We start from the raw sequence: 23,151 nt of genomic DNA, 5'->3' as shown, positions 1-23,151 counted from the left end.
TTTAATTTGTTAATTTTGATTGCTAATAATAGTTGCAATTGCTTTATTTTGTACTGCTTTAATGATATTGTTTTCAACCTTAATATCAAATACCATAATTTTCAAGTTAGCTTCCATGCACATTGTTGAAGCAGTTAAATCCATTACTTTTAATTGTTTATTAGTAATATCTTGATATGATAAATGTGAATAACGAATAGCATTTTTGTTAATGTTTGGATCTTTATCATAAACACCATCAACGCCATTTTTTGCCATTAATAATATATCCGCATTAATTTCAGTAGCACGAAGTGCTGCTGCAGTATCCGTTGTAAAGTATGGTGAACCAGTACCACCAGCAAAAATACAAACATAGCCTTTTTCAAAACTACTAATAGCTTTTTTGTAATAAAAAGGTTCAGCAACTTGATTAATCTCTAATGATGTTTGCACAATAACTTTTACGTTAAGCGCTTTTAACTTTGATTCAATTACCAAAGCATTCATAATAGTCGCTAACATTCCCATATAATCAGCATTAATTCTTTTTAAACCAATCTTTTCTCCTTGTTTAGCACCACGTCAAATATTACCACCGCCAACTACTAAACCAACTTCTACTTTTGCCTTAACTAGGGTTTGAATTTGTTGACAAACATTATCAATACTTTCATTATTATATAATTCATTACTACCATCACCTAAAGCTTCACCACTAATTTTTAATAATATTCGTTTATATTTAAATTGTTCCATTTTTGATCATCCTCCTTAAATTTAATATTATAAAAAGCCACAGATTGCTTTGTGGCTTCTTATTTATTTACTGTTATCACTAGATAATGAATCATTATTTGCGCTTTCAGCGACGGTTTCTAATTCAACGTTAGCAATAACTTTTTGTGCTAAATGATCTTTAACAAAAAGTTGTGCTTGTGGAGTAATAATTGTTAAACGTTTTTTAATTTTTTTAATACCCTGTTCATAAACAATTTTTAAAACATTTTTCTTTTGTTCCAATGCAACAATTTTACTAGTATTAACGCTTTGTCCAAAGAAATAAATATTATGTTCATCAACTGCGATACCAAAATCAAAACTAAAAATATATGCTAATCCTAACATGATAACTAAAAATATATACTCTACTATTAATAAAGTTAAAAAAGCAGGATCAGATTTAATATATTCTGGTTCAAATGTTCAAACTTGCATTCCAATTGGAACAATCGAGATAACTAAACCAATTACACCAACTATTAATGTTGCTACTAATAATTTTAAATTCAAAAATTTAATAGTTGTTTTTGGTTTATTAAAACTATATCATCCTCAACAAAGAATAACTAATAATAATATAAACATTACTAATGCAATATAATATATAATTTGAAAATTCACTTTATTTACCTCCTAAATGTTTATTTGGCAGAACTATCAATTTTTTCACCTAATTGATAACGTATCATAGCTATAATTGTAGCATGATTTTTAGTTAAATACTCTTTAACCTTAATTGTATTATCTTTAATATAAAGTTGATCAACAATAGTTAATTCAGATAATACTTTTTCAAAACGACCTCTTATAATATTTTCAAGAATATTATCAGGACGTTTTTTTGCTTTCAATTTTTCTTCTTCTTTTGTTTTTTCACTAATAATTGATAATTCTTTATCACGAACTGTTGCAGGTATGTGATCAATATCAATGTATTTAGCATCTGCTGATACTAATTGCATAGCAACATTATTTGGAATATCACTTTCCTTATCAACACCTTTGATAATAACTAAACCACTATATTTACCACCACCATGGACATATGAACCAAAAACTTCATCACTATTTTTACTTAAATATTGAAAACGATTTAAAACAATATTTTCACCTAATTTAGCGATAGCAAATCTTATCTCATCATTTAAACTTTCACTACTTCCATCAGCTTTTAACATTAAAGCTTCTTCAATAGTTTTAGGTTGATGTTTTAAAATTGTTTCTAAAATCTTAGTAAATAAATCATTAAAATCTTCTAAATCAGCAACTTGTTCAGTTTGACAATTTAATTCACCAATAATTGCATTATTACCACTAATAACAACTTTAGTAACCCCTTCAGTAGCTTTATTAATACTTTTTTTCTCTGCTTTTGCTAAACCTTTAATTTTTAATAGGGAAAGTGCTGCTTCAAAAATATTATTTTTTTCCATCAAAGCTTCTTTACAATCAGTAATTGGTAAATCGGTTGTATCTCTTAATCTTTTCAATAATTTAACATCTACTTTAACTTCTGACATATAAACTATTCTCCTTTATTCTTTATTTTTTTCAATTACATTTTCAGTTTTATTTTCATCAAGACTAATAGTTTCTTCTACTACTATTTCTTTTTTATCAATAACTGGTTTTACACTTTGTCCTTCATTAATAGCTTCAGCAATTTTCTTTGTAATTAAAGTAATTGATTTTGTAGCATCATCATTACCAGGAATAATATAATCAATATTATCTGGATTTGAATTACTATCACAAATCGCAATAATTTTGATACCAAGTTTAACTGCTTCTTCGACAGCAATTTTATTAGTAATAGTATCAGTAACAAAAATAGCTTCTGGTAATTTATACATATTTCTAATACCACCAAGATTACGTTCTAAACGTGCTTTTTCTTTAATTACTAGCATTTGCTCTTTTTTTGTTAAAAGTTTAATTTCTCCACTTTTTTTTTTATTTTCAATATCAATTAACTTTTTAATACTTGATTTAATAGTTTTAAAATTAGTTAAATTACCACCTAATCAACGTTCTGTTACATAAGGTGAATTACAACTAATTGCAAGTTCTTGCACAGCTTCTTTGGCTTGTTTTTTTGTACCTACAAATAAAACTTTTCCACCATTTTCACTAGTTTCTTTAACAAAGTGACAAGCTTCATCTAATTTACACATTGATTTTTGTAAATCAATAATATGAATACCATTTCTTTGACCAAAAATATATTTACGCATCTTTGGATCTCATCTTTTAGTTTGGTGACCAAACTGAACTCCCGCTTCAAGGAGTTGTTCACGTGTTACAACTGACATATTGTCTCCTTCTAATTTGTTTTTCTTCCATTTATTTCTAACATTGGCCACTTTTTAATTAAAAAGCACTAGGCAATGAATTCACAAATGTGTTGCTTATTTTCATTAAATTAAGCCTGTATATTGTAGCATATTTTTTATATTTTAAACAAATTATTTTTAAACATAAAAATAGAATTGTATTTTAATAAACTATATTATAAAAATATTTTTTAGTTTTCTTAAAAAAATAATACCAATAAAAACACACAATATATTATAAAAATAAAAAGTAAATTACACATATAAAATATTCATTTATGATATAAAATACTAAAAACTTAATATTAAGTTTTTTTAAACTAATTACTTTAATTTTAAAAGTAAATAGTTTTTTTATATTTAAAAGGGAAGATGAAAGAAAAATGTTTAAATCTAAAACTCAAGAAAGACAACAACTTAAATATCATTTGCAAAATCAACAAAATAGATTAAAAGAAACTGTACTAAAAGAACAAACAATATGTGGAGTTACAGAATCATTTGTGAAACTTACTGAACAACAATTAAAAAAGCACAACTATGCTAATAGAAATGAGATAACTAATTTAGAAATAGATCAAAGATTAAGAAATAGATTTGCCATAGAAACAAAGACTAAAGGAACAACAAATGCTGGCATTTGTTCTAGTGATGTTTTATATGATAAAGAAATAAAAGCAAGTAAAAGTAAAATAGCACAAAACATAAGAACTGTTTATTATGCTCCACCTTCTACACATTCAATGTGAAGCCCTAAAAAACAAGTTAGACAATGAAATGAAGAAATGAAAAATAAAAGTAATCAAGATGCTGGAAGTTCTCATTGAGATAGAAAACAAAATAGTAATCCTTTTAGTTCTCCATTTAAATAAAATTAAATATAACTATATAAAAAGAAGAGTGAAATTTCACTCTTCTTTGTTATATTTATTAATTTTAATAATTAAGATATAAATAAAGTCTCTTCAGTAGCAAATTGAATATCACCAATTGATATTTTTACTTTTATGGTATTTCCTTTAACAAAATTTCCTGTACCTTCTGCAGCTTCACTAACTTTAATTTTTAAAGCACCTTGTTTAATAAGGTCAGCAATACTTTTTACTGTTTTACCTTCAAGTTCAGTAGTTTTAAAATATTGTGTTAAATCTGTACCAACTGGAAATTTTGATTTTGGTTCCCCAGCTACAAATCCAGGAATAGATTCAAAATTAGCATTTGATATTGTAGTTGGTAAAATTGATGTAACTAATCCTTGATCTGATTGACCCAAAATATCTAATGAGAAATTATCACCTAATGATTTATCATTTTTTTGAAAATTAAAAATTAGTGTTCCATCAGTAACTACATAATCAGCATTACCTGCCTTCTTAGAAATTGCAGGTGAATATGATTGAACATTGATACTAATTTCATTTGTTTTTTTAACCTCAAATATTCTGTTTTCACCTTCACCGGTTTTTGCTTCAATTTTTAAAACATTAACTAAAAAATTCGCAGCATCATTTGACTTAGCTTTTTGCTCACCAGTATTACCTTTTAATAAAGCTGTCGCAGTAATTGCTAATTGTTCAGATTTTCATGATGCTAATTTACTAGTTGCATTAATATCAATACTCAATTTAACTAGTGAATTAGCATTTGTATTTATTAAGAACTTACTTAATGAGTTAGATTATACCAAAATATAATTTTTCTTAAATAAAAAATGAAATAAATAATAAAAGAATTAAATCTAATTAATATAAATTTTAATTTTAAATAAAATACCCTTTCTTTAAACAAATCATAAATGTTTATTCAAAACAATTTATTTGTCTAAAGAAAGGGGTAAATAACTAATTTAAATATATTTTCAAAAATAAATTTAATTTTATAAATCAATTTTAATATCTTGACGATCGCTATCTGATGCAAGAAAGTAATCTTTTGAAACTAAATTTAATGTTGATGCTACAACATTACTTGGAAAGGTTTTAATTTTACTATTGAACACCTTAACATTAGCATTATAAAATCTTCTAGCAGCAGCAATATTATCTTCACAATCTTTGGCACCTGATTGTAATTGTAAAACAGTAGTATTTGCTTTTAAATCAGGATAATTTTCTAATAAAGCATTAAATTTTCCAAAAGCTGCATTAAGTCCACTATCTGCTTTTGAAAGATCACTCATTGTTTCCATTTTTCCACTTCGTAAAGATACAACATCTGTTAATGTACTTTTTTCAAATTTCATATAACCTTTAGTAGCATCTACTAATTTTGTTAATAAATCAAAACGACGCTTTAATTGCACATCAATATCAGAAGAAGTTTCTTCAATTGATTGTTGTAATCTTAGAAAATTATTACGAGAAACAATAAATAAAATTATTGGAAATATTAAAACAAAAGATAAATAAACCATAATTTTTCCAAATAGTGACGGTTGGGCAGTAAATGATTCATTGCTTGGTTTAATTGTTGACATAATTTTCTCCTTTCTTATCAATATCTAATAACAAACTTTGTTTAATAACTAGTCCATTCTTGGTAAGTTAAATATTATTTACACACTAAACCATAATAATTTTACTATATTTTTAAATTTAAGTAATGTATTTTTTTAGGTTTTTATTTAAACTTATAATATTTTTTATTTAAATTTATACTAAAATAATTACCTTTGCCAATAATAATATGATCAACTAAGGTAATATTAAAAACCTGAAAATTTTTTTAATTTCTTCGGTGATATATAAATCAGATAGTGAGGGTTCACTATTACCACTAGGATGATTATGAATACAAATTACTTTACTTGATTTATGAATAAGTGCCAGATGCAACATATCTTTAACATCAATTTTCATAGTATCATTAGTACCCTTATATAATAAATTTTGATGAATTAATTTATTTTGATTATTTAATAATAATAAATAAAAATGTTCTTGCGTTAAATTTTGATAATATGCATTAACTAAATTAAAAACATCTTCAGGAATAATAATTTTAAAATATTTTTTTTGACTTTCAATAGTTCTTATTCTTTTTACTATTTCTAAACAACTTAAAATTTCTAAAGCCTTACTAACACCAATACCTTTAATACTCATCAAAGATTTAATAGTTACTTTATTTAAATTTTCAAGACCATTAAAATTAGTAATTATTTCTTGCGCTAAAAATAATACATTTTTTTCTTTAGTTCCTGTTCGCAAAATAATTGCTAATAATTCATTATCACTAAGAGCGTCAAAGCCATATTTAATGGCTTTTTCTCTTGGTTTTTTTGTATTATTAAGTTCTTTAAAATTCATAAAAAGGCGGTATTAAATGTGTTAATTTTTCTTGAAATTTATTAAATTCATCTTTAATTTTTGTTAAATCTTTACTTTCATCTTTAGAACTATCTCATTTACTTTCAATACCACCTGGTAACTTAATACTTCCTGAAACACTATTTCATAAATTTTTAATAACAGGAATTGCTATCCCTGCTAACATGGCACCCATTAAAAATTGAGCAAAACCACCACTAACTGCCTGACACTCTTGATCAGTCATTGGTTCTAAATCTTCTAAAATCATATTTATCAACCCCCTAAAACTTATTTTTATTTAAAAAATAGTTTTTTCCTTTTTAAATTTTATAAGTTTAAAAAAAAGTAATAGGATTTTCTAGATTATATTTAAAAACTTTAACTTTTGTTGATAATTTTTCAATAAGTAATTGAAAAAGAAAATCAACAAATTTTTGCTCCATATAATGACCAACCAAAATAACATTAATTTTTCTATCTTTAGCTTCCATAATATAGTTTCATTTCATTTCTCCAGTAATTAATAAATCAATATTGTTAGATAAATTACTAATAATATCACCACCAGCACCAGCAGATAAAGCAACAGTCACTATATTGTTATCACTCAATTTATTATTAACCAATTGTATATTTGCAACATTAAAATATTTTTTTAAGTTATTAATCAATTCTTTTAATGGCATTTGTCTATCAAATTTACCAACTATTGCCAACTTTTCTTCATTAATAAAATGAATATTTTTAATTTTTAATTCTTTAGCCATCAACATATTCATACCTACTAATGATATATCAAAATTAGTATGTAATGAATATACATTAATATCTGCTATTAGTATTTTACTATATAATTCTTTTTTTCAATTTGAAATATTAGATTGATTAATATCTTTGGCAAAAATTAATGGATGATGAGAAATTATTAAATCAATATTATTATTAATGGCCTCAGTTAAAACTTCATTAGTAACATCCAAACAAACTAAAATTTTATTAATATTGGTCTTTGTTTTTGATTTAATTTGTATTCCTGAAAAATCTCATTCACAAACATCTTTTAAAGGAAAATATGTTTCTAAAACATTAATTATATTATTGATAGTTAACATTTTAACTATTATCCTTTATAAAATTCTTTAATATGTTTAGATTTAGACGGATGTTTTAATTTTCTAATTGCCTTTGCTTCTATTTGTCTAATTCTTTCTCTTGTAACAATAAATTCTTTACCAACTTCTTCTAGAGTTTTTGGAGAATCGTACTTAGTAATATGACGATGAACAACCTTATCACTTAACAATTCTGTTTTATCTAAACTAGTATCATAGTGTAACTGTAAATTATTAACTACTGTTTTTAATTCAGTAATTTCTTTTTCATCTTCACAAAGTTCTAATAATCTTCTTAATTTTGTTGGTAAAATTCCAAAACGCATTCTAATAACTTTTTCTTCTCGTTTTGTTAATACTTCAGCAAAAACACGATCCAATTGTTCTCTTAATCAATGTCTTTCAGCATATTCATCGGGAGATAGCATATTTTTATCTTTAATAAAATCACCAAAATGTGTATCATCTTCTTCACCAATTGGTTTTTCTAAAGATACTGGTTCAATAGCAAGTTTTTTAATTTCACGAACACGATCGGCTGTCATGTTTTGTCCCATTTTATTGGCAATTTCCTCATGAGTAGGATCACGACCTAATTCTTGTGTTAAGTTTCTTTCAATTCTTGTTAATTTATTAATTCTTTCAACCATATGAACAGGTACACGAACCATTTTACCTTGATCAGCTAAACTTCGTGTAATTGATTGTCTAATTCATCAAGTAGCATAAGTTGAAAATTTAAAACCACGGCGATAATCAAATTTATCAACTGCTTTAATAAGACCAATATTACCTTCTTCAATTAAATCAGCAAAATCTAAACCACGATTTAAATGTTTTCTAGCAACAGAAACTACTAATTTTAAATTTGATTTAATTAATTGCTCACGACCATATGTTCTTTCCTCAACATCTTTTGATTCTAACATTTTAGCATATTTAATTTCCTCACCTTGACTCAATATTTGACTCGTTCCCAAAATATTAAAATAAGACTTAATTCCATCTTTTCTTCTTGTATCATTAGAGATCCCCATTGTATTTTTAAAATTCAAATCACTAACTAAAATATCAATATCTAAATCATCAGGTAATTGTTCATCATCAATATCGGTAAAATTAGCATCATCTTCAACTTCATCCATCAAAATATCAGTAAAGACTACTCCTTCTTTTTCTAACCGATCAAAAATTTCCTCAATCGTATCATCATCTAATTTTAAATGTGCAAACTCTTTAATGACATCTTCTTGTTTTAATTCTTTTGTTTGACTCTTTTCTAATTTTTTAATTAAATTATTTTCTACTTCCTCTAAAGTTAAAAGTTTTTTCAATTTTGTTTTTTGTTGTATAACAGCCATATTTTCACCTTATCCTTAATTTATCATCATACTTATTTTTTCTTTATTTTATTTTTTAATACTGATATTTCTTTTAATAACAATATTTGTTTTTCAATATTTTTTTCAGATTTCAATTTATCATTGATCATTTTTATTTCATAATCAATTAGTTGATTATTAATAATTTTTAAGTAATCATTAATAATTTGAGGTTTTAAATCAAACTTTTTATTTTTATACTTATCAAGAAGTTTTTCTAAAATATTTAAAAGTGAATTACCTTTAAGTTCTTCTAAAATTAAATCAAAATTAATTGCTTCTATTTGATTATTTTGATATTTTTGACTAATTAAAAAGTATAAATTCATAAAATCTTGATTTGGAAAAATAAATTTTTCTTTTTCTAAAATTAAATAAACATTTTTTGATAACATTACTAAAAAAATAAGTTGTTCTTGTGCTTCAAAAAAAATATTTTTTACTTCTATTTTAGATTTATTTTTGATACTAAAAGTTGTAGTTACTAAATTATTATCAATATTTAAAATTTGTATTAAGTCTTCAGTGGATAAATTAGTTATTTTTGCTAACATATTTAAGTAAAACTTTTTAGTAATAACATCATTGATTTTTGTTCAAATTGGAACTAATGATTTTAAAAATTCATTAAGTTCATAACTATCTTTTTTAATGTTATATTTAGTTAATGATAAATTAATTGCAAATTCAAAAGGATGAATGGTTTTTTTTATTATTTCATAAAATTTTTGAGGAAATTTATTTATTAATTCATCAGGATCAAATTTAGTATCATTATTGATAATTTGTACTTTAAAATTATTTGATAATAAAACACTAGCTATTTTTAAAGATGCTATTTTTCCTGGTAAATCACCATCTAAAAAAATAATAATATTAATAGTAATTTTTTTTAAAAGTAAAATATGTTCTTTTGTTAAATTTGTTCCCATTAAAGCAACAACATTTTTAATATTTTGATTATTTAGAGCAATAACATCCATAAAACCTTCAGTCAAATAAATAACTTCATTTTTTTTAATATAATTTTTAACATTATTAAAGTTATATAAAATTTTACTTTTCTTAAAAAAATCTGTTTCTGGACTATTAATATATTTATAACTTTTATCTTCTCTATTATAATTTCTTGCAGAAAAACCAACACAATCTCCATCTTCATCTTTAATAGCAAACATAATTCGATTTGAAAAGGTAGGAAGAAGTTGATCCTTATTATTAATTTTCATAAGTCCTAATTTTACAAATTCAATATTATCTTTATAACCTTGTGCATTAAGATAATCTATTAATTCATTATTAATAGGTGCATAACCAATATTAAAATATTTAATATTTTCAGTAGTAATATTACGATTTTGTAAATATTTCATTGCTTCTTGACCAATATCAGTTAGTAACTGATAACTAAAAAAATTCATTGTAATATTATTTAAAATTTTTAGTGGATTTTTTTTAGTTTCAACATTAAATTCAGATAAATTAATATCAAACTCTTTTAAATTTAAATTAGCATTATCTGCTGCTTCTTTAAGAGCATTAATAAAATTAATATTTTTATATTTTTGTAAAAAAATAAAAACGTTTCCTTGTTCACCACAAGAAAAACATTTATAAATTTGTTTTTCTTGTGAAATTGATAATGAAGGAGTAGAGTCTTCGTGAAAAGGACAGATAGCTCAAAAATTATTGCCTTTACGGATCAAATTTAAATATTTACCCATAACTTCAACAATATTAATTTTTGCTTTAACTTCATTAATTTTTTTATTAAACTCGATATCCATATTTTTTCACACAATTCTAACAAATAATGTCTAATTTGTCATATAAATTTTCTTTAAGTTGATCAACTTTAACTATAACTTGATTTGTAGTATCACGATCTCTAATTGTAACAGTACCTTTAGTTTTTGTGTCATAATCAATTGTTACACAATACATAGTACCAATACCATCTTGATAACGATAAGATTTACCAACACTTGATGATGCTTCATAAATTACTCTTAATTGTGTTTTATTTAACATTTCAAAAATTTCATATGCCTCTTTACCCAATTTTGTTTTATTTAAAGACATAACAGCTACTTGATAAGGGCAAATACTCTTATTTAATTTTAACACTAACCGTTCTTTATCGTCTTTTAAAACTTCTTTTGTAAATGCTTCACAAACTAAAGCTAATAAAAGCCTTTCAACACCAATTGAAGGTTCAATAACTGAAGGAATAACCATTCTTTTTACTGTAACATTAGGATCTTGAATTTCAAAATTTACACCAGAATTCTCACTATGTTTTGTTAAATCATAATTCCCACGATTAGCTATACCACATAATTCACTCATACCAAAAGGAAAATTATATTCAATATCAGTAGTTGCTAATGCATAATGTGCTAGTTGATTTTGTTCATGATTTTTAAATTTTATATTTTTTGAATTCAATAAACCTACTAGAGAGAGAAATTCTTTACATTGATCAACTCAATAATTAAATCAAGTGTTATCATTTTTATCCTTTGGAATAAAGAAAAATTCTAATTCCATTTGTTCAAATTCTCTAGTACGAAAAATAAAATTACCAGGAGTTATCTCATTTCTAAAACTTTTACCAATTTGACCAATACCAAATGGTACTTTTTTATTACAACTATTTCTTACATTATTAAAATTTATAAATATTCCTTGTGCAGTTTCAGGTCTTAAATAAATTTTATTTTTATCTTCTTTTAAAACACCTTGATATGTTTCAAACATTAATTGAAATTGTCTAACTTTAGTTCAATCTTCATTATTGCATTTAATACATTTAATATGATTTTGATTAATATATGTTTCTAATTTTTCATTACTTCAATTATCACAATTAATACTAGGAAAATAATGATTAATTAAATTATCAACTCGAAATCGAGACTTACATTTTTTACAATCAATTAATGGATCACTAAAATTACTCAAATGCCCTGAAGCTTCTCAAACTTTAGATTTCATAATAATTGAACTATCTAACCCAACATTGTATGGATTTTTTTCGACAAAAAAAACTCATCAACTTTTCTTAATATTATTTTTAAGTGCTACACCAAGCGGACCATAATCTCAACTATTAGCAAGACCTGAATAAATTTCTGATCCTTGAAAAATAAAACCATTTTCTTTTAAATGAGTAATTATTTCCTTCATTGACTTATCATTGATAATTTTATTAATCATTGCCCCTCCATTAATCATAAAAATTTTCTTAAATATCTTAAATAATACATAAAATCTCTAAAAAGAATAATCTTGTTAATAATATGTTCATAGATAGGTTTTGTCAACCTATTATAAGTGTTATATATTATCAAAAACAATATAACAACTAATTATTAAAATATTTATGTAATTATTAATTTATTATTATATTTTTGACAGTGGTTTTCTAAAATATTAAGAATTTTATTAAGTTCTTCTTTTTCAACTTTTCATTTATTAATATCTTGATAATTTAATAAATAAAGTTGATATATTTTTTTAAACAAAACAATGTCAAAATTAATTATAGCTAATTCTAAAGAACAATTTTTACAAAAAATACCACCCAAATCATAATTAATTAAATACAAATTAGTTATTTGATTACAATTAATACAATTAGTAAAGTTAAACTGAATTCCTTGAAATATTAAACTATGAAATAAGAAAAAAACATAAACTTTCTTAAAGTTACTATTTATCATTAACTGTTCATATAAATTAAATAAAAAAGAAAAGATATTTTTATTAATACTAATTTTTTCTAAATAATTAATAATTATCTTGTTAAAACTTTTAATCAATTGATAACTTTTTTCATTTATAAAACTATTAAAACTTTTTATTTTTTTATATGTTATACATAAGTTTGAACAATCATAATTTTGATTAAAAATAAAAATTCAACAATCTAAAAGACTATATTTATTTAAATTGATTTTTATTTCTGGTAAAGAAACTATTTTAACACCATAATTTGATGTTAAAATGGTAACATTATTTATTGATTTAATGTAGTTAATGTTTAAAATCAAACCAGTATCAATATTAAACATATTTTAACTATAACCTAACTCTTTTAATTTTCTAGGATTATTTCTTCAATCAGGTATTACTTTTACAAAAGTTTTTAATATAATATGAGAATCAAAAATACTTTCTAAATCTGTTCTAGCTCTTATTCCAATTTCTTTAATCATACTACCTCCTTTACCAATAATAATTCCTTTTTGTGAGTCGCGTTCAACAACAATAACAGCATTAATATCAGTAATATTAGTATTTGGATTATAATTAATACTTTCAATTAATACTGCTACACTATAAGGAATTTCTTCTTCTGTTAAATTTAAAATTTTTTCACGAATAATTTCCTTAATTAAAGTATTATCTGAAACATCATCGTTATTTTCAATTAAATAATTCTTTTCACCAATTGGTAAATACTCATATAGTTTTTTCAATAATATATCTAAGTTCATTTCTTTTATAGCAGAAATTGGAATTATTTCTTTAAATGGTAATAAATCTTTTCACTCATTAATTTTATCCATTAATTTTTCTTTTGTTACTAAATCAACCTTAGTTAATAAAAGTAGAATAGTTGTATTTACCCTTTCTGATAATAATTTAATAATATGTTTATCGCTATTTCCAATGTATTCATTACATGGCGCTAATAAACAAATAATGTTAGTTTCTTTAGTGGCACGGTTAGCATCGCGATTCATCATTCGTCCAAGTTGGTTATTATGTTTATGAATGCCGGGAGTATCAAAAAATATGATTTGCATATCATCACTATTATAAATACCTTGAATTTGATTTCTGGTTGTTTGTGGTTTATTAGACACAATTGCCTTTTTTTCTTGAAGAATGGTATTTAATAAAGTTGATTTTCCAACATTACTTCTACCAATAAAACTAACAAAACCTGATTTAAAATTATTAGTCATAAATTAATTCCCTTTCAATGAACTTGGTTTAAACGCTAAAGGTAATAAGTCTTTTACTAATATTTTACAAATTGTTTTAGTATCATTATTTTCATTTTTATTACTAATATAAACAGGGCATGTTTCTGGCATAATTTCAATCATAAATTGACGACACATACCACAAGGAGAACCAACCGTTTCACTATCAGTAATTAAAAATAGACTAATAATATCTTCTTTATAACCTTGAGCAATAACTTGTGACAAAGCTGCTCTTTCAGCACAAATACCTACTGAGTATGCAGCATTTTCAACATTTACTCCTAACACTTCTTTACTATTTTTCAAAATTACTATTGCAGCAACTCTAAATAAAGAATAAGGCGCATAAGCATTTTTTTGTATTACTTTTGCTTTTTTCAATAATACTAATAAATCTATATCTTGTTCCATTATACCACTCCTTATTTTCTAGTAATACCAAGAATATTTAAAATTTCATCTTGTAAATCAAACATAACCTTTTCTTCTACGCTATTTTGATGATCATATCCTAATGTATGAAGTAATCCATGAATAAAAAGAAATGATAATTCTCTAATTAAACTATGACCATATTCTTGTGCTTGCGCTACTGCCTTTGAATAACAAATATAAACATCGCCTAAATCTCTAATATCAATATTAATATTTGGAAAATCATCATCATTATTTCCAAATGATAAAACATCAGGAACATAATCTTTATGACGATACATTTTATTTAATTCAATACTAGTCTGTTCGTCATTAAAAATAACAGCAATACACCATGTAATTTTCTGTTTTAACTTAATAGCTACTGCATTTAAAATATTTTCTGATAAAATATTAAAATTTTTAATGTCATAGTTATGATCATTGTAAATATTTACAATATTAATTTTTGTTGGCATTTATCTACCTAACTTCTTTTTGATTAAATTATATCAATATTTACATTTATGTTGTAATATTATTTCAAATAAATGTTAACAAACTTTCTTTACCAATAATTATTAATACCATTTGATTTAAATATGTATTAGAATTAATGTTTTCTTCAATTAAAAGTTGATTATTATCATTTCATTTTGGAAAAAAAATTGTTAAATAACATTTATTAATAGAGAAAAAAATAGTAATTTGATTAAAACTATTAAACTTTAAACATTCTTCTCTTTTAAAATCTAATAAATAAGCAAAGTGTCCCTTATTTTCATATCTTGTCTCACTTATAAAAATAGTTTGACCATTAACAGCATAAACAAACATGAGGAATATTGATAATTTTTAAACCTAATAAGAGTCCTAAAAAAAGAAAAATTGAACTACTTCCTAATAAATAAGTACTTTTTCTAAAAAAAATCATTATTCATTACCATCTATACTTTTATAATTATTTAAATCAATTACATTTTTAAATAATTTTACTAGTGTTAAATCATGACCTGCATAAATAATAATTATTTTTTTATAATGATTTAATAATAAAGTTATTAACTTTATTATTAAATCATTATTGATGTTACTCAAAATTTCATCTAATAAAATTACTTTTCAATCATAAAAAAATAAACTTAAGAAAATAATTATTTGTTTTTGACCTTGACTAAGATTAGCCCCATATTCTTGACAATAATAAAATGTTGTTAAACCTAAACTGCCCAAGAGATCATTAAATCCTAATTTTTGAAAATTTATTAATTTTTCTTTTGTAATATTAAATGATAAAATATTTTCTAAAACTGTACCGTTATGAATAATAGAATTTGAATGTAAATAAATACATTTTTTTTGTCAAAATTCATATGAAATATTATCTAATCCAATTTCATTATTAATTAAAATTTTACCTTTAAAAGGCACATATTTCAGTGGTGATCAAAAATTTGTGGAACTTCTTACTACTGGTAGTAAAATTACTGATTTAACATTTGATAATTTAGGTAATGTTTATGCTACTGAGATGTCAGGGCAAGTTTGAAAAAAAGATAATAATAAGAATTCTTTTTTTAGATTTCAATTACATCCATTATCAAATTGTTTAACATCTATTGTCATTAATAATGATAACTGTATATATGTTGGTGATAATACTGGTAATCTTTGAAAAAGTTATGGATCATCAACCTTTGATAAACTTCAATTTAAAGTTAATATTAGTATTAAAAAATTAATATTCAATTGTGCAACTAAAAAAATATATATTGGAAGTAGTAATGGTGTTTATTTTTCAGATTAAGTAAATTAGATATTTTTATTATTACTATTATTTTTGCAAAAAAATAAAAGAAATAAGTTATAGATGAAGAAAAATTATTAATTAAAAAAGAATACTAATATTAATGTTAGTATTCTTTTTTAATTAATATATAGTTTTCTAGTATTTTATTTATTTATTAATAATATATTCATCATTTCTATATTATTTTAGAAAAAGTAATAAATAAAGTTTAATATAATTTTTGCTAAAAGTTTTTAAAAAAGAATAACTTTAATATGTGTAGAAATATATGATATATTCATATAGTTTAAAGATAATTTTATGATGTATTGTTAGTTGTTTAATAGTAAAAATAAAAGTACTTTAATTATTAATCAAAGTGAAAAATTTTCTTAGACCACACTTTATATATAATTTGATAAAATAGACTTAGAAAATATTAGAGTTAGGAGTAGAAAATGAAGAAAATTATTTTAAATCCAAATATTTGTGCTGATGAGATTGAACTTACTATTAAAAAACAAGGATGAGAAATTATTGATAAAAAATATGATTTTTATCAACCATACGTTAGTATTTTTGATAATTTAAATTATGAAGCAAAAGTAGATTTATATATTGCTTTTAAAACTGCAGGTAACTTTGTTCATAAGGTATATTGCTATTTTTTAGAATTTGATACAAATAATATTTTTAAAATATCAGAAATTAAATCACCAGAGCATCCTAAGGGACAAATGACAACACGAGTTGCTGATTTTAAGTATTATAAAACTACTGGTAATCTAGGTTTTACTCCTTATAAAAGCCCAATATCTGGTCAACCATATAACTTAAGTCATAATTATCACAGTTTTTTTAATTCATTAATTGAATCAGAAGCAAGAAATGAATTAAACTATGTTTGTATTTTATTAAAATATGATAATCATGCTCGAAGCAAGAAAAGACTTCGATATTTTGTTAATTCGTATAAAAAGTTTATTAAATCATTTCTTTTTAAATTTGAAAAATTTGAAATTAGAAAAACACGTGCTTTATTAAGAGCAGAAATATTAAAAGGACAAAAAAAGAAAAAAGTTAGCAAGCCCGCAAAACGAAACGTTATTAAACCTAATAATACTGAAACTGTTATTATTGAAGGTAATTTAAAAACTATTTTTGATCATAAAAATATGACTGTTAAAGTTATTAAAGAAACAGATAATATAGAAAAATCTACTTTAGTATCTAAAAATAAACTTAAAAATAGTAATCAAAAAAATAAAAAATAAATGTTGATAAACCTTCACTTAAAATTGTTAAAGAAGTGTTATAATTATTTATAAAAGAGAGGAAATATTTATTATGCTACTAAGTTTTATTTTATATACAACTTCATTTGAATCCGAGCACTTAGATTCTTTTTTAGCAAAGATTTTTGTAAATAAAAAAACTAATTTTGAAGTTGTTGTTGTTGATGATGGCATTAACAATGAAAATTTGGAGATATTTAGTAAATATTTTAAATTATATCCACAAAATTTAAAAATGATTACTAATTATCAAGTATCAGGTATTGCCATTAGTCGTAATCTTGGCCTTAAATATATTTCCGGACAATATGTAGTTATTTTAAATCCAACTGAAATTCTTAGCGTTAATTTTGTTGAAACAGTTAATAAAATTTTAGATAATAATAAGGATTTAGATTGTATTGAATATTGTGTTCGTTATGAATTTGATATAAATAATGTTTTTCATTCAACAATTAGAACTGAAGTTAATAAAATATATAATTTAAATACAACACAAGGAAAAATAGTCTTTGCTTTAACAACACCAGTTTTAACAACAAAAATCATGAAAGTTAGTATTATTAATGAATATAATTTACAATTTCGTAAAGAAATCCAATTTGATAGTTTATTTTTATACTCATTTTTAGCACATTGTAAAACATATTATGCAATTAATGAAACATTATTAACGTCTAAAAATAACACATTGGAAAATGATAATATTTTTGAACTAATGCATCAATGAATACATATTTTAAACTATTATAATAATTATAAAATTAAAAAAGTTTTATATGAAGAGTTGGAATATGCTTTTGTTAGATACTATCTATATACTCTTTTAAGATTTATTAGTATTTCTAAAAAACCTGCATTAATTGAAAAAACATATAATCGTGTCAAAGAAATTATTGAATTTAAATTTAAAAATTTTAAAAAAAATTCTTATTTTAATACTATTAATCCAAATGATAAATTTACCACTTATGCTCCTGATCTAAGTACTTATTTTAAGAAATATTTTAAAGATAATAATATTAGAGATGATTCAAAATATTGAGAGTAAAAAAATGAATATTAAAAAATTAGATACAACCGAAACATATATAATAGCTAAAACATGAAAACGTATTATTGCACGTATTTTTGACGTGATTTTTGTTAGTTTAATCCCATTAATAATTGGATTAGCAATCCATTATTTTGATAATAAAGGTAATCAAGAATCATGACAATTAATAATTATTTTTATTATTAATATAATTGTTGTCATTATATATTTTGTTATTATCCCATGAAAATGTAAGGGTCAAACTTTGGGAAAATTAATTTTTCAAATAAGATTAGTAAATGAAAAAAATCAAGATTTAAAGTTAAAACATTTTTTTTATCGTGAACTATTTTTAGTTTTTATTCCTCTATTATTAACCACTTCAATAATTCTTTTTATGAAATTGACTTTTAATGAAAACATTGCTACTATTAATAGTAATAGTACTTTAAATTCTTGATTAAATATTCTTATTCGTTCTGTAGTTAGTTTTGATTTTGCTTGGTATTGTGGGATTATGATCGTCACTAAAATTGATAAATATCATCAGCTATTCTTTGATCGTTATCATAAAACTTTTGTCATTAACAAGAAACCACTTGCAACTAATAAAAGGAAGATATCAACTAACGTTAATGATCCACATATTCATTTAGTTTATTCTCAACCAGGAAATATTAATGATGACGAATTAGAAAATATAAATAGTCTTTAATAGTATATACTCTTACTAACTTAAGGATAAATAACATGGATAAAACAAAACTTTTAGAAAATCTAAATGAACAACAACTACAAGCAATTATTAATGTTGATGGCCCATGTCGTATTATTGCGGGGGCTGGAGTTGGAAAGACGCGGGTTATAACATATAAGATTGCTTACTTAATTAATGTAATTAAAATTGCTAGTGAAAAAATATTGGCATTAACTTTTACTAATAAAGCAGCACGTGAAATGAAAGAACGAATAATGCAACTTTTAAATGATACTAACATTAATGTTAATATTGTTACTTATCATGCATTATGTGCCAAAATATTAAGAAGAGATATTCATCATTTAAATATTAATAATAATTTTAATATTATTGATCAAGAAGATCAACGAAAAATATTAAAAGATATTTTTCAAAAAGAATTTTCACATAAAGCTGAATTGCAGGAGTTAAGATTATTAAGTTCTAATATTTCTAACTGAAAAAATAATTATCTTTCTCAAGATCAATTATTAGCTGATTATCAAAATCAAGATGAGTGAATTTTACGTATCAAAGTTTTTGAATCGTATAAAAAATATCAATTTATTAATTCATGTTTAGATTTTGATGATTTATTATTATTAGTTGAACGTCTATTTAAAGAATTTCCACATATTTTAACAAAATGAGAAAAGAAATTTGATTTTATTTTAGTTGATGAATTTCAAGACACTAATGATATTCAATATAATATTTTATTATCACTTGCTAAAAATCATAAAAATATTACTGTAGTTGGTGATCCTGATCAAACTATTTATAGTTGAAGAGGAGCAAATATTAATTTAAAATTGAATTTTACTAAACAATTTCCTAATACACAAACATTTATTTTAAATCAAAATTATCGTTCAACAACTAAGATTTTAAATACAGCTAATAGTTTAATTAAAAATAATGTTCAACGTATTGAAAAAGAACTGTTTACTAAAAATGATCTTGGTAATGATATTGTTATGTATCATGCTAGTAGTAGTGATCAAGAAGCACATTGAGTTGCAACAACTGTTAAAAAAATTCATTTAAAATATCATTTAGATTTGAATAAAATTGCTATTCTTTATCGTAATAATTATTTATCAAAAGATTTAGAACAAGCTTTGATTAATAATAATATAAATTATAAAATTTTTGGTGGTTATAAATTTTTTGAACGTAAAGAGATTAAAGACATTTTGGCATATTTAAAAATTATTGTTTGAAATGATAATATATCAATGATTAGAATTTTAAATGCAACACCTAAAATTGGACCAAAAACTATTGATAACTTATTATTACTTGCTAATGAACAATTACTAACTTTAAATGAATACTTATTTAAATTTCAGTATGGATTACCAAAAAATTATCGTCAACATTTACAACCTTTAATTAATTTAATTAATGAGATGCAAACTAATATCAAAGATGTTACCTCTTTACATAACATGGTTGAAAATTTATTAAATAAAACTAATTATTTAAAAAAACTAGAAGATAATCTTGAAAAAGAAAGAATTGAAAATGTTCAACAATTATTAGAACAATTGCTTGAATATGATAGTAGTAATAATGAATTACAAGGCGAAGAATTATTAACGTCATTTTTACAAGAAGTAAGTTTATATACTGATTTAGATGAAAATAGTACTAATAAAGCCGTTAACTTAATGACAATTCACAGTGCTAAAGGTCTAGAATTTGATGTTGTTTTTATAGTTGGCATTAATGAAGGTATTTTACCTGGAATAGGTAAATTTAGTATAGAAAACTTAGATAAAATTGAAGAAGAACGACGACTTTTTTATGTTTCAATTACTAGGGCAAAAAAATGATTATTTTTATCTAGTGCCAGTGGATATTCATATATCTTGGATCGTATGAAACAACCATCTCGTTTCTTAAAAGATTTAGATCTTAAATATTTAAAAATCATTAATAACGAACACCAAGAAATGGCAGCAACTTATCAAAATCGTAATCATTCTAAATTTAATTACTATAAAGCTGATAATAAAGATAAGGTTGAAATAACTAATAATTGAAATGTTGGAGATATAATTATTCATGAAATTTTTGGAAAAGGTATTATTACTAAATTAATTGGTGATAAAATTCAAGTTGCTTTTCATAAAAATCATGGTGGTATTAGAATTATTAGTTCTAATCATATTGCTATTAAAAAATTTGTATAAATTTTTTTTATTAAAAATGTCTATTTTTTGGACATTTTTAAGTATTGTTAAAAAATTTCTTATAAAAAAATATTTTTTTATAAGAAATTTTTTATTACATATTAATTTTTTCAAGTATAAAATTAGAATTAAGATTTATTTTAATTTAATTTTCCTAATAACATTTTAAAATTGGTGCTAAATTGCCAATTATTTTTTATTTTGAAATAACTTTAGAAAAATTAATATTTTAATAAATCTTATTATTTTAATGAAAGGAAAAAAGTAATTATGATAAAAATAAATTTAGAAGCGTGAAAAGGTTTAATTCGTAATTAAATTAAAGTTAACCCCAATCGTGATGGTCAATCAGTTACTAATAAAGTTAAACAACATGCTAACTATTTATTCCAACCTTATTATGATGGAGGATTATGAATAGGAACAACTCCTAGACTTAATTAATGGTAAAGAAATTATATTACATGATGGTAAAAAAGTTTTTAATAAAATAAAAGATTTAAAATCTATTACTTTGTCTTTTGTTCAGCAAGCAATTGCAATTAAAGATAAGTTATAGAATTAACTATTGCTGGACAGTCTTTGGGCGCTGGATATGATTATTGAGTAGAAAATAAATTAAAACCAGAAGTGCTTAAACCTTTAGTAAAGAATGATGGCTTTAATAATATTGTTGTTGCATATGGTGGAGCTGCTGCTTCAGCGGTTGGATATAATCCATGAGATGTTGCATATGGTGTGGGCTATCTAATAAAGATATTAATAAAGCAGTAGCAATGTTACAACCAGCTTTGATTGAGTATCAAGAACGAATTACTAAATTTGCAGGTTTTGAAACTAAAGATATGCCGTTAAATTTAGACTTAGATATTGAAGGTATAAACTTTGATAGTGATCATATTAATGGAATGAAGGTTTTATTTACTACATTAACAAAAATGAAAAGAAATAATCAAAATTGAAACTTTAGTGTTACATTACCAGTAATGCCAACGGGGCTAGTTGGTAGAGATATTGAGAATGTTATTAAAATAGCTTTAGAAATATATCAAAAAGCAGATTTAAAAGTTGAAGATTTATTTACAATTAACATTATGGCTATGGATTATGGTGAAATTGTTGGACAAGAAGTAATTGATAAAGGTTTAACTTTTTTTGATATTGCTAAACAAGCAATTAAAAGTACTGCTAACCAATATTTTGAATTAATAAAACAATATTTTCCAAAGTCTAATTTATTACTTACTGATGTTTATCAAAAACTAGGTATTACACCAATGATTGGTATTAATGATGTAAATAATAACTATTTTACTTTAGAAGATGCTAAAGATTTATATAATTGAGCACAAACAAATAAATTAGCAAACATTAGAATATGATCACTAAATCGTGATAGTAATGGTAAGATAGATGAAGTTTGAGGAACAAATAATCACGGATTAAAATATTTAAATGAAGGTGATTTTTCAAATGTTTTTACTGGTAATTGAACTTATTGAGTAAAAAGTCCAGTTCGTAAAGTTTAATGTTTTTTTGATAATTATTATAAAAAATATCAAAATTTAAATAAAAAGAAATTAAGTTTTTTTACTCATTATTTAGGGAAAATTAAAACTAAAATAATTAGTAATTATTTATATAACAAATTATATTATTATAATTTGTTATATTTTATTGTTCAATTTGCTAATCACTTTAAAACTACTTTTGTTCTAATATCATAAAATTTTGATAATTAAAAAATAAAAATATTTTTATGATAAAAAATATTTTTTTT

Annotated in this window: 26 protein-coding genes; 8 read left to right on the top strand and 18 right to left on the bottom strand. The window is 23.0% G+C overall.

Annotation, left to right across the window (positions count from 1 at the left end):
- Positions 1-9: 9 nt before the first annotated feature.
- From pyrH to rpsB, 4 genes are all read right to left on the bottom strand, one after another.
- On the bottom strand, positions 10-738 hold the full coding sequence (gene pyrH / locus ACI2WJ_RS06350; RefSeq protein WP_338957346.1) for a UMP kinase: 729 nt from the start codon (positions 736-738) through the stop codon (positions 10-12).
- A 63-nt stretch (positions 739-801) separates the two neighbouring features.
- Positions 802-1,383 carry a hypothetical protein gene (locus ACI2WJ_RS06345; RefSeq protein ID WP_400255183.1) on the bottom strand — a complete coding sequence of 194 codons (582 nt, stop codon included), beginning with the start codon at positions 1,381-1,383 and terminating at the stop codon, positions 802-804.
- A 20-nt stretch (positions 1,384-1,403) separates the two neighbouring features.
- Complete coding sequence (gene tsf / locus ACI2WJ_RS06340; protein WP_400255182.1) at positions 1,404-2,282, bottom strand: translation elongation factor Ts; 879 nt, start codon at positions 2,280-2,282, stop codon at positions 1,404-1,406.
- A gap of 15 nt (positions 2,283-2,297) precedes the next feature.
- Complete coding sequence (gene rpsB / locus ACI2WJ_RS06335; protein WP_400255181.1) at positions 2,298-3,074, bottom strand: 30S ribosomal protein S2; 777 nt, start codon at positions 3,072-3,074, stop codon at positions 2,298-2,300.
- Positions 3,075-3,478: 404 nt separating this feature from the next.
- Between rpsB and ACI2WJ_RS06330 the strand changes: the two genes are divergently transcribed.
- On the top strand, positions 3,479-3,967 hold the full coding sequence (locus ACI2WJ_RS06330) for a hypothetical protein (RefSeq protein ID WP_400255180.1): 489 nt from the start codon (positions 3,479-3,481) through the stop codon (positions 3,965-3,967).
- Positions 3,968-4,038: 71 nt separating this feature from the next.
- On the opposite strand, the gene ACI2WJ_RS06325 is transcribed toward ACI2WJ_RS06330, so the two are convergent.
- The 14 genes from ACI2WJ_RS06325 to ACI2WJ_RS06260 form a co-directional block, all read right to left on the bottom strand.
- On the bottom strand, positions 4,039-4,719 hold the full coding sequence (locus ACI2WJ_RS06325; RefSeq protein WP_400255179.1) for a hypothetical protein: 681 nt from the start codon (positions 4,717-4,719) through the stop codon (positions 4,039-4,041).
- Between the two features lie 252 nt (positions 4,720-4,971).
- A complete protein-coding gene (locus ACI2WJ_RS06320; protein WP_400255178.1) occupies positions 4,972-5,571 on the bottom strand; it encodes a LemA family protein in 600 nt (199 codons plus the stop codon).
- A 217-nt stretch (positions 5,572-5,788) separates the two neighbouring features.
- Complete coding sequence (radC, locus tag ACI2WJ_RS06315; RefSeq protein WP_400255177.1) at positions 5,789-6,403, bottom strand: RadC family protein; 615 nt, start codon at positions 6,401-6,403, stop codon at positions 5,789-5,791.
- Positions 6,393-6,674, bottom strand: a complete 282-nt coding sequence (locus tag ACI2WJ_RS06310) for a hypothetical protein (RefSeq protein ID WP_338979794.1) — start codon at positions 6,672-6,674, stop codon at positions 6,393-6,395. Before ACI2WJ_RS06310 ends, radC begins: the two co-directional genes overlap by 11 nt.
- A gap of 67 nt (positions 6,675-6,741) precedes the next feature.
- Positions 6,742-7,518 carry a Nif3-like dinuclear metal center hexameric protein gene (locus ACI2WJ_RS06305; protein WP_400255176.1) on the bottom strand — a complete coding sequence of 259 codons (777 nt, stop codon included), beginning with the start codon at positions 7,516-7,518 and terminating at the stop codon, positions 6,742-6,744.
- Between the two features lie 8 nt (positions 7,519-7,526).
- Positions 7,527-8,879 carry a sigma-70 family RNA polymerase sigma factor gene (locus ACI2WJ_RS06300; protein ID WP_400255175.1) on the bottom strand — a complete coding sequence of 451 codons (1,353 nt, stop codon included), beginning with the start codon at positions 8,877-8,879 and terminating at the stop codon, positions 7,527-7,529.
- 32 nt (positions 8,880-8,911) lie between these two features.
- On the bottom strand, positions 8,912-10,687 hold the full coding sequence (gene dnaG, locus ACI2WJ_RS06295) for a DNA primase (RefSeq protein WP_400255174.1): 1,776 nt from the start codon (positions 10,685-10,687) through the stop codon (positions 8,912-8,914).
- 16 nt (positions 10,688-10,703) lie between these two features.
- Entirely contained in the window at positions 10,704-12,119 is a 1,416-nt protein-coding gene (locus ACI2WJ_RS06290; protein WP_400255173.1) for a glycine--tRNA ligase, read from the bottom strand.
- 164 nt (positions 12,120-12,283) lie between these two features.
- On the bottom strand, positions 12,284-12,976 hold the full coding sequence (locus tag ACI2WJ_RS06285) for a DNA repair protein RecO (protein ID WP_400255172.1): 693 nt from the start codon (positions 12,974-12,976) through the stop codon (positions 12,284-12,286).
- Positions 12,977-12,979: 3 nt separating this feature from the next.
- Positions 12,980-13,876 carry a GTPase Era gene (gene era / locus ACI2WJ_RS06280; protein WP_252320259.1) on the bottom strand — a complete coding sequence of 299 codons (897 nt, stop codon included), beginning with the start codon at positions 13,874-13,876 and terminating at the stop codon, positions 12,980-12,982.
- A gap of 3 nt (positions 13,877-13,879) precedes the next feature.
- Positions 13,880-14,311 carry a cytidine deaminase gene (cdd, locus tag ACI2WJ_RS06275; RefSeq protein WP_400255171.1) on the bottom strand — a complete coding sequence of 144 codons (432 nt, stop codon included), beginning with the start codon at positions 14,309-14,311 and terminating at the stop codon, positions 13,880-13,882.
- A gap of 11 nt (positions 14,312-14,322) precedes the next feature.
- Entirely contained in the window at positions 14,323-14,793 is a 471-nt protein-coding gene (ybeY, locus tag ACI2WJ_RS06270) for an rRNA maturation RNase YbeY (RefSeq protein ID WP_400255170.1), read from the bottom strand.
- A gap of 46 nt (positions 14,794-14,839) precedes the next feature.
- Positions 14,840-15,151 (bottom strand): hypothetical protein, encoded by a 312-nt coding sequence (locus ACI2WJ_RS06265; RefSeq protein WP_400255169.1) that lies wholly within the window; start codon positions 15,149-15,151, stop codon positions 14,840-14,842.
- Between the two features lie 96 nt (positions 15,152-15,247).
- On the bottom strand, positions 15,248-15,745 hold the full coding sequence (locus tag ACI2WJ_RS06260) for an ATP-binding cassette domain-containing protein (protein ID WP_400255168.1): 498 nt from the start codon (positions 15,743-15,745) through the stop codon (positions 15,248-15,250).
- A gap of 25 nt (positions 15,746-15,770) precedes the next feature.
- On the opposite strand from ACI2WJ_RS06260, the gene ACI2WJ_RS06255 reads away from it, so the two are divergent.
- The 7 genes from ACI2WJ_RS06255 to ACI2WJ_RS06225 all read left to right on the top strand — a co-directional run bounded on the left by ACI2WJ_RS06255 (position 15,771) and on the right by ACI2WJ_RS06225 (position 22,900).
- A complete protein-coding gene (locus tag ACI2WJ_RS06255) occupies positions 15,771-16,121 on the top strand; it encodes a beta propeller repeat protein (protein ID WP_338956959.1) in 351 nt (116 codons plus the stop codon).
- 440 nt (positions 16,122-16,561) lie between these two features.
- Positions 16,562-17,377 carry a hypothetical protein gene (locus ACI2WJ_RS06250; protein WP_252320214.1) on the top strand — a complete coding sequence of 272 codons (816 nt, stop codon included), beginning with the start codon at positions 16,562-16,564 and terminating at the stop codon, positions 17,375-17,377.
- A 73-nt stretch (positions 17,378-17,450) separates the two neighbouring features.
- On the top strand, positions 17,451-18,449 hold the full coding sequence (locus ACI2WJ_RS06245) for a glycosyltransferase family A protein (RefSeq protein ID WP_338956955.1): 999 nt from the start codon (positions 17,451-17,453) through the stop codon (positions 18,447-18,449).
- Positions 18,450-18,453: 4 nt separating this feature from the next.
- Positions 18,454-19,149: an RDD family protein gene (locus tag ACI2WJ_RS06240; RefSeq protein ID WP_400255167.1), complete on the top strand. Its 696-nt coding sequence runs from the start codon at positions 18,454-18,456 to the stop codon at positions 19,147-19,149.
- Between the two features lie 35 nt (positions 19,150-19,184).
- Positions 19,185-21,371: an ATP-dependent helicase gene (locus tag ACI2WJ_RS06235; RefSeq protein WP_400255166.1), complete on the top strand. Its 2,187-nt coding sequence runs from the start codon at positions 19,185-19,187 to the stop codon at positions 21,369-21,371.
- A 582-nt stretch (positions 21,372-21,953) separates the two neighbouring features.
- Entirely contained in the window at positions 21,954-22,145 is a 192-nt protein-coding gene (locus ACI2WJ_RS06230) for a hypothetical protein (RefSeq protein WP_400255165.1), read from the top strand.
- 2 nt (positions 22,146-22,147) lie between these two features.
- Complete coding sequence (locus ACI2WJ_RS06225; RefSeq protein WP_400255164.1) at positions 22,148-22,900, top strand: hypothetical protein; 753 nt, start codon at positions 22,148-22,150, stop codon at positions 22,898-22,900.
- The last annotated feature ends 251 nt before the right edge of the window (positions 22,901-23,151 follow it).

This window comes from Spiroplasma endosymbiont of Cleonymus obscurus, from assembly GCF_964273375.1.
In the GTDB taxonomy this organism is placed as follows: domain Bacteria; phylum Bacillota_I; class Bacilli_A; order Mycoplasmatales; family VBWQ01; genus Spiroplasma_E.
Note: the sequence above shows the minus strand (reverse complement) of the source record. Positions and strands in the feature narration are given on the sequence as shown.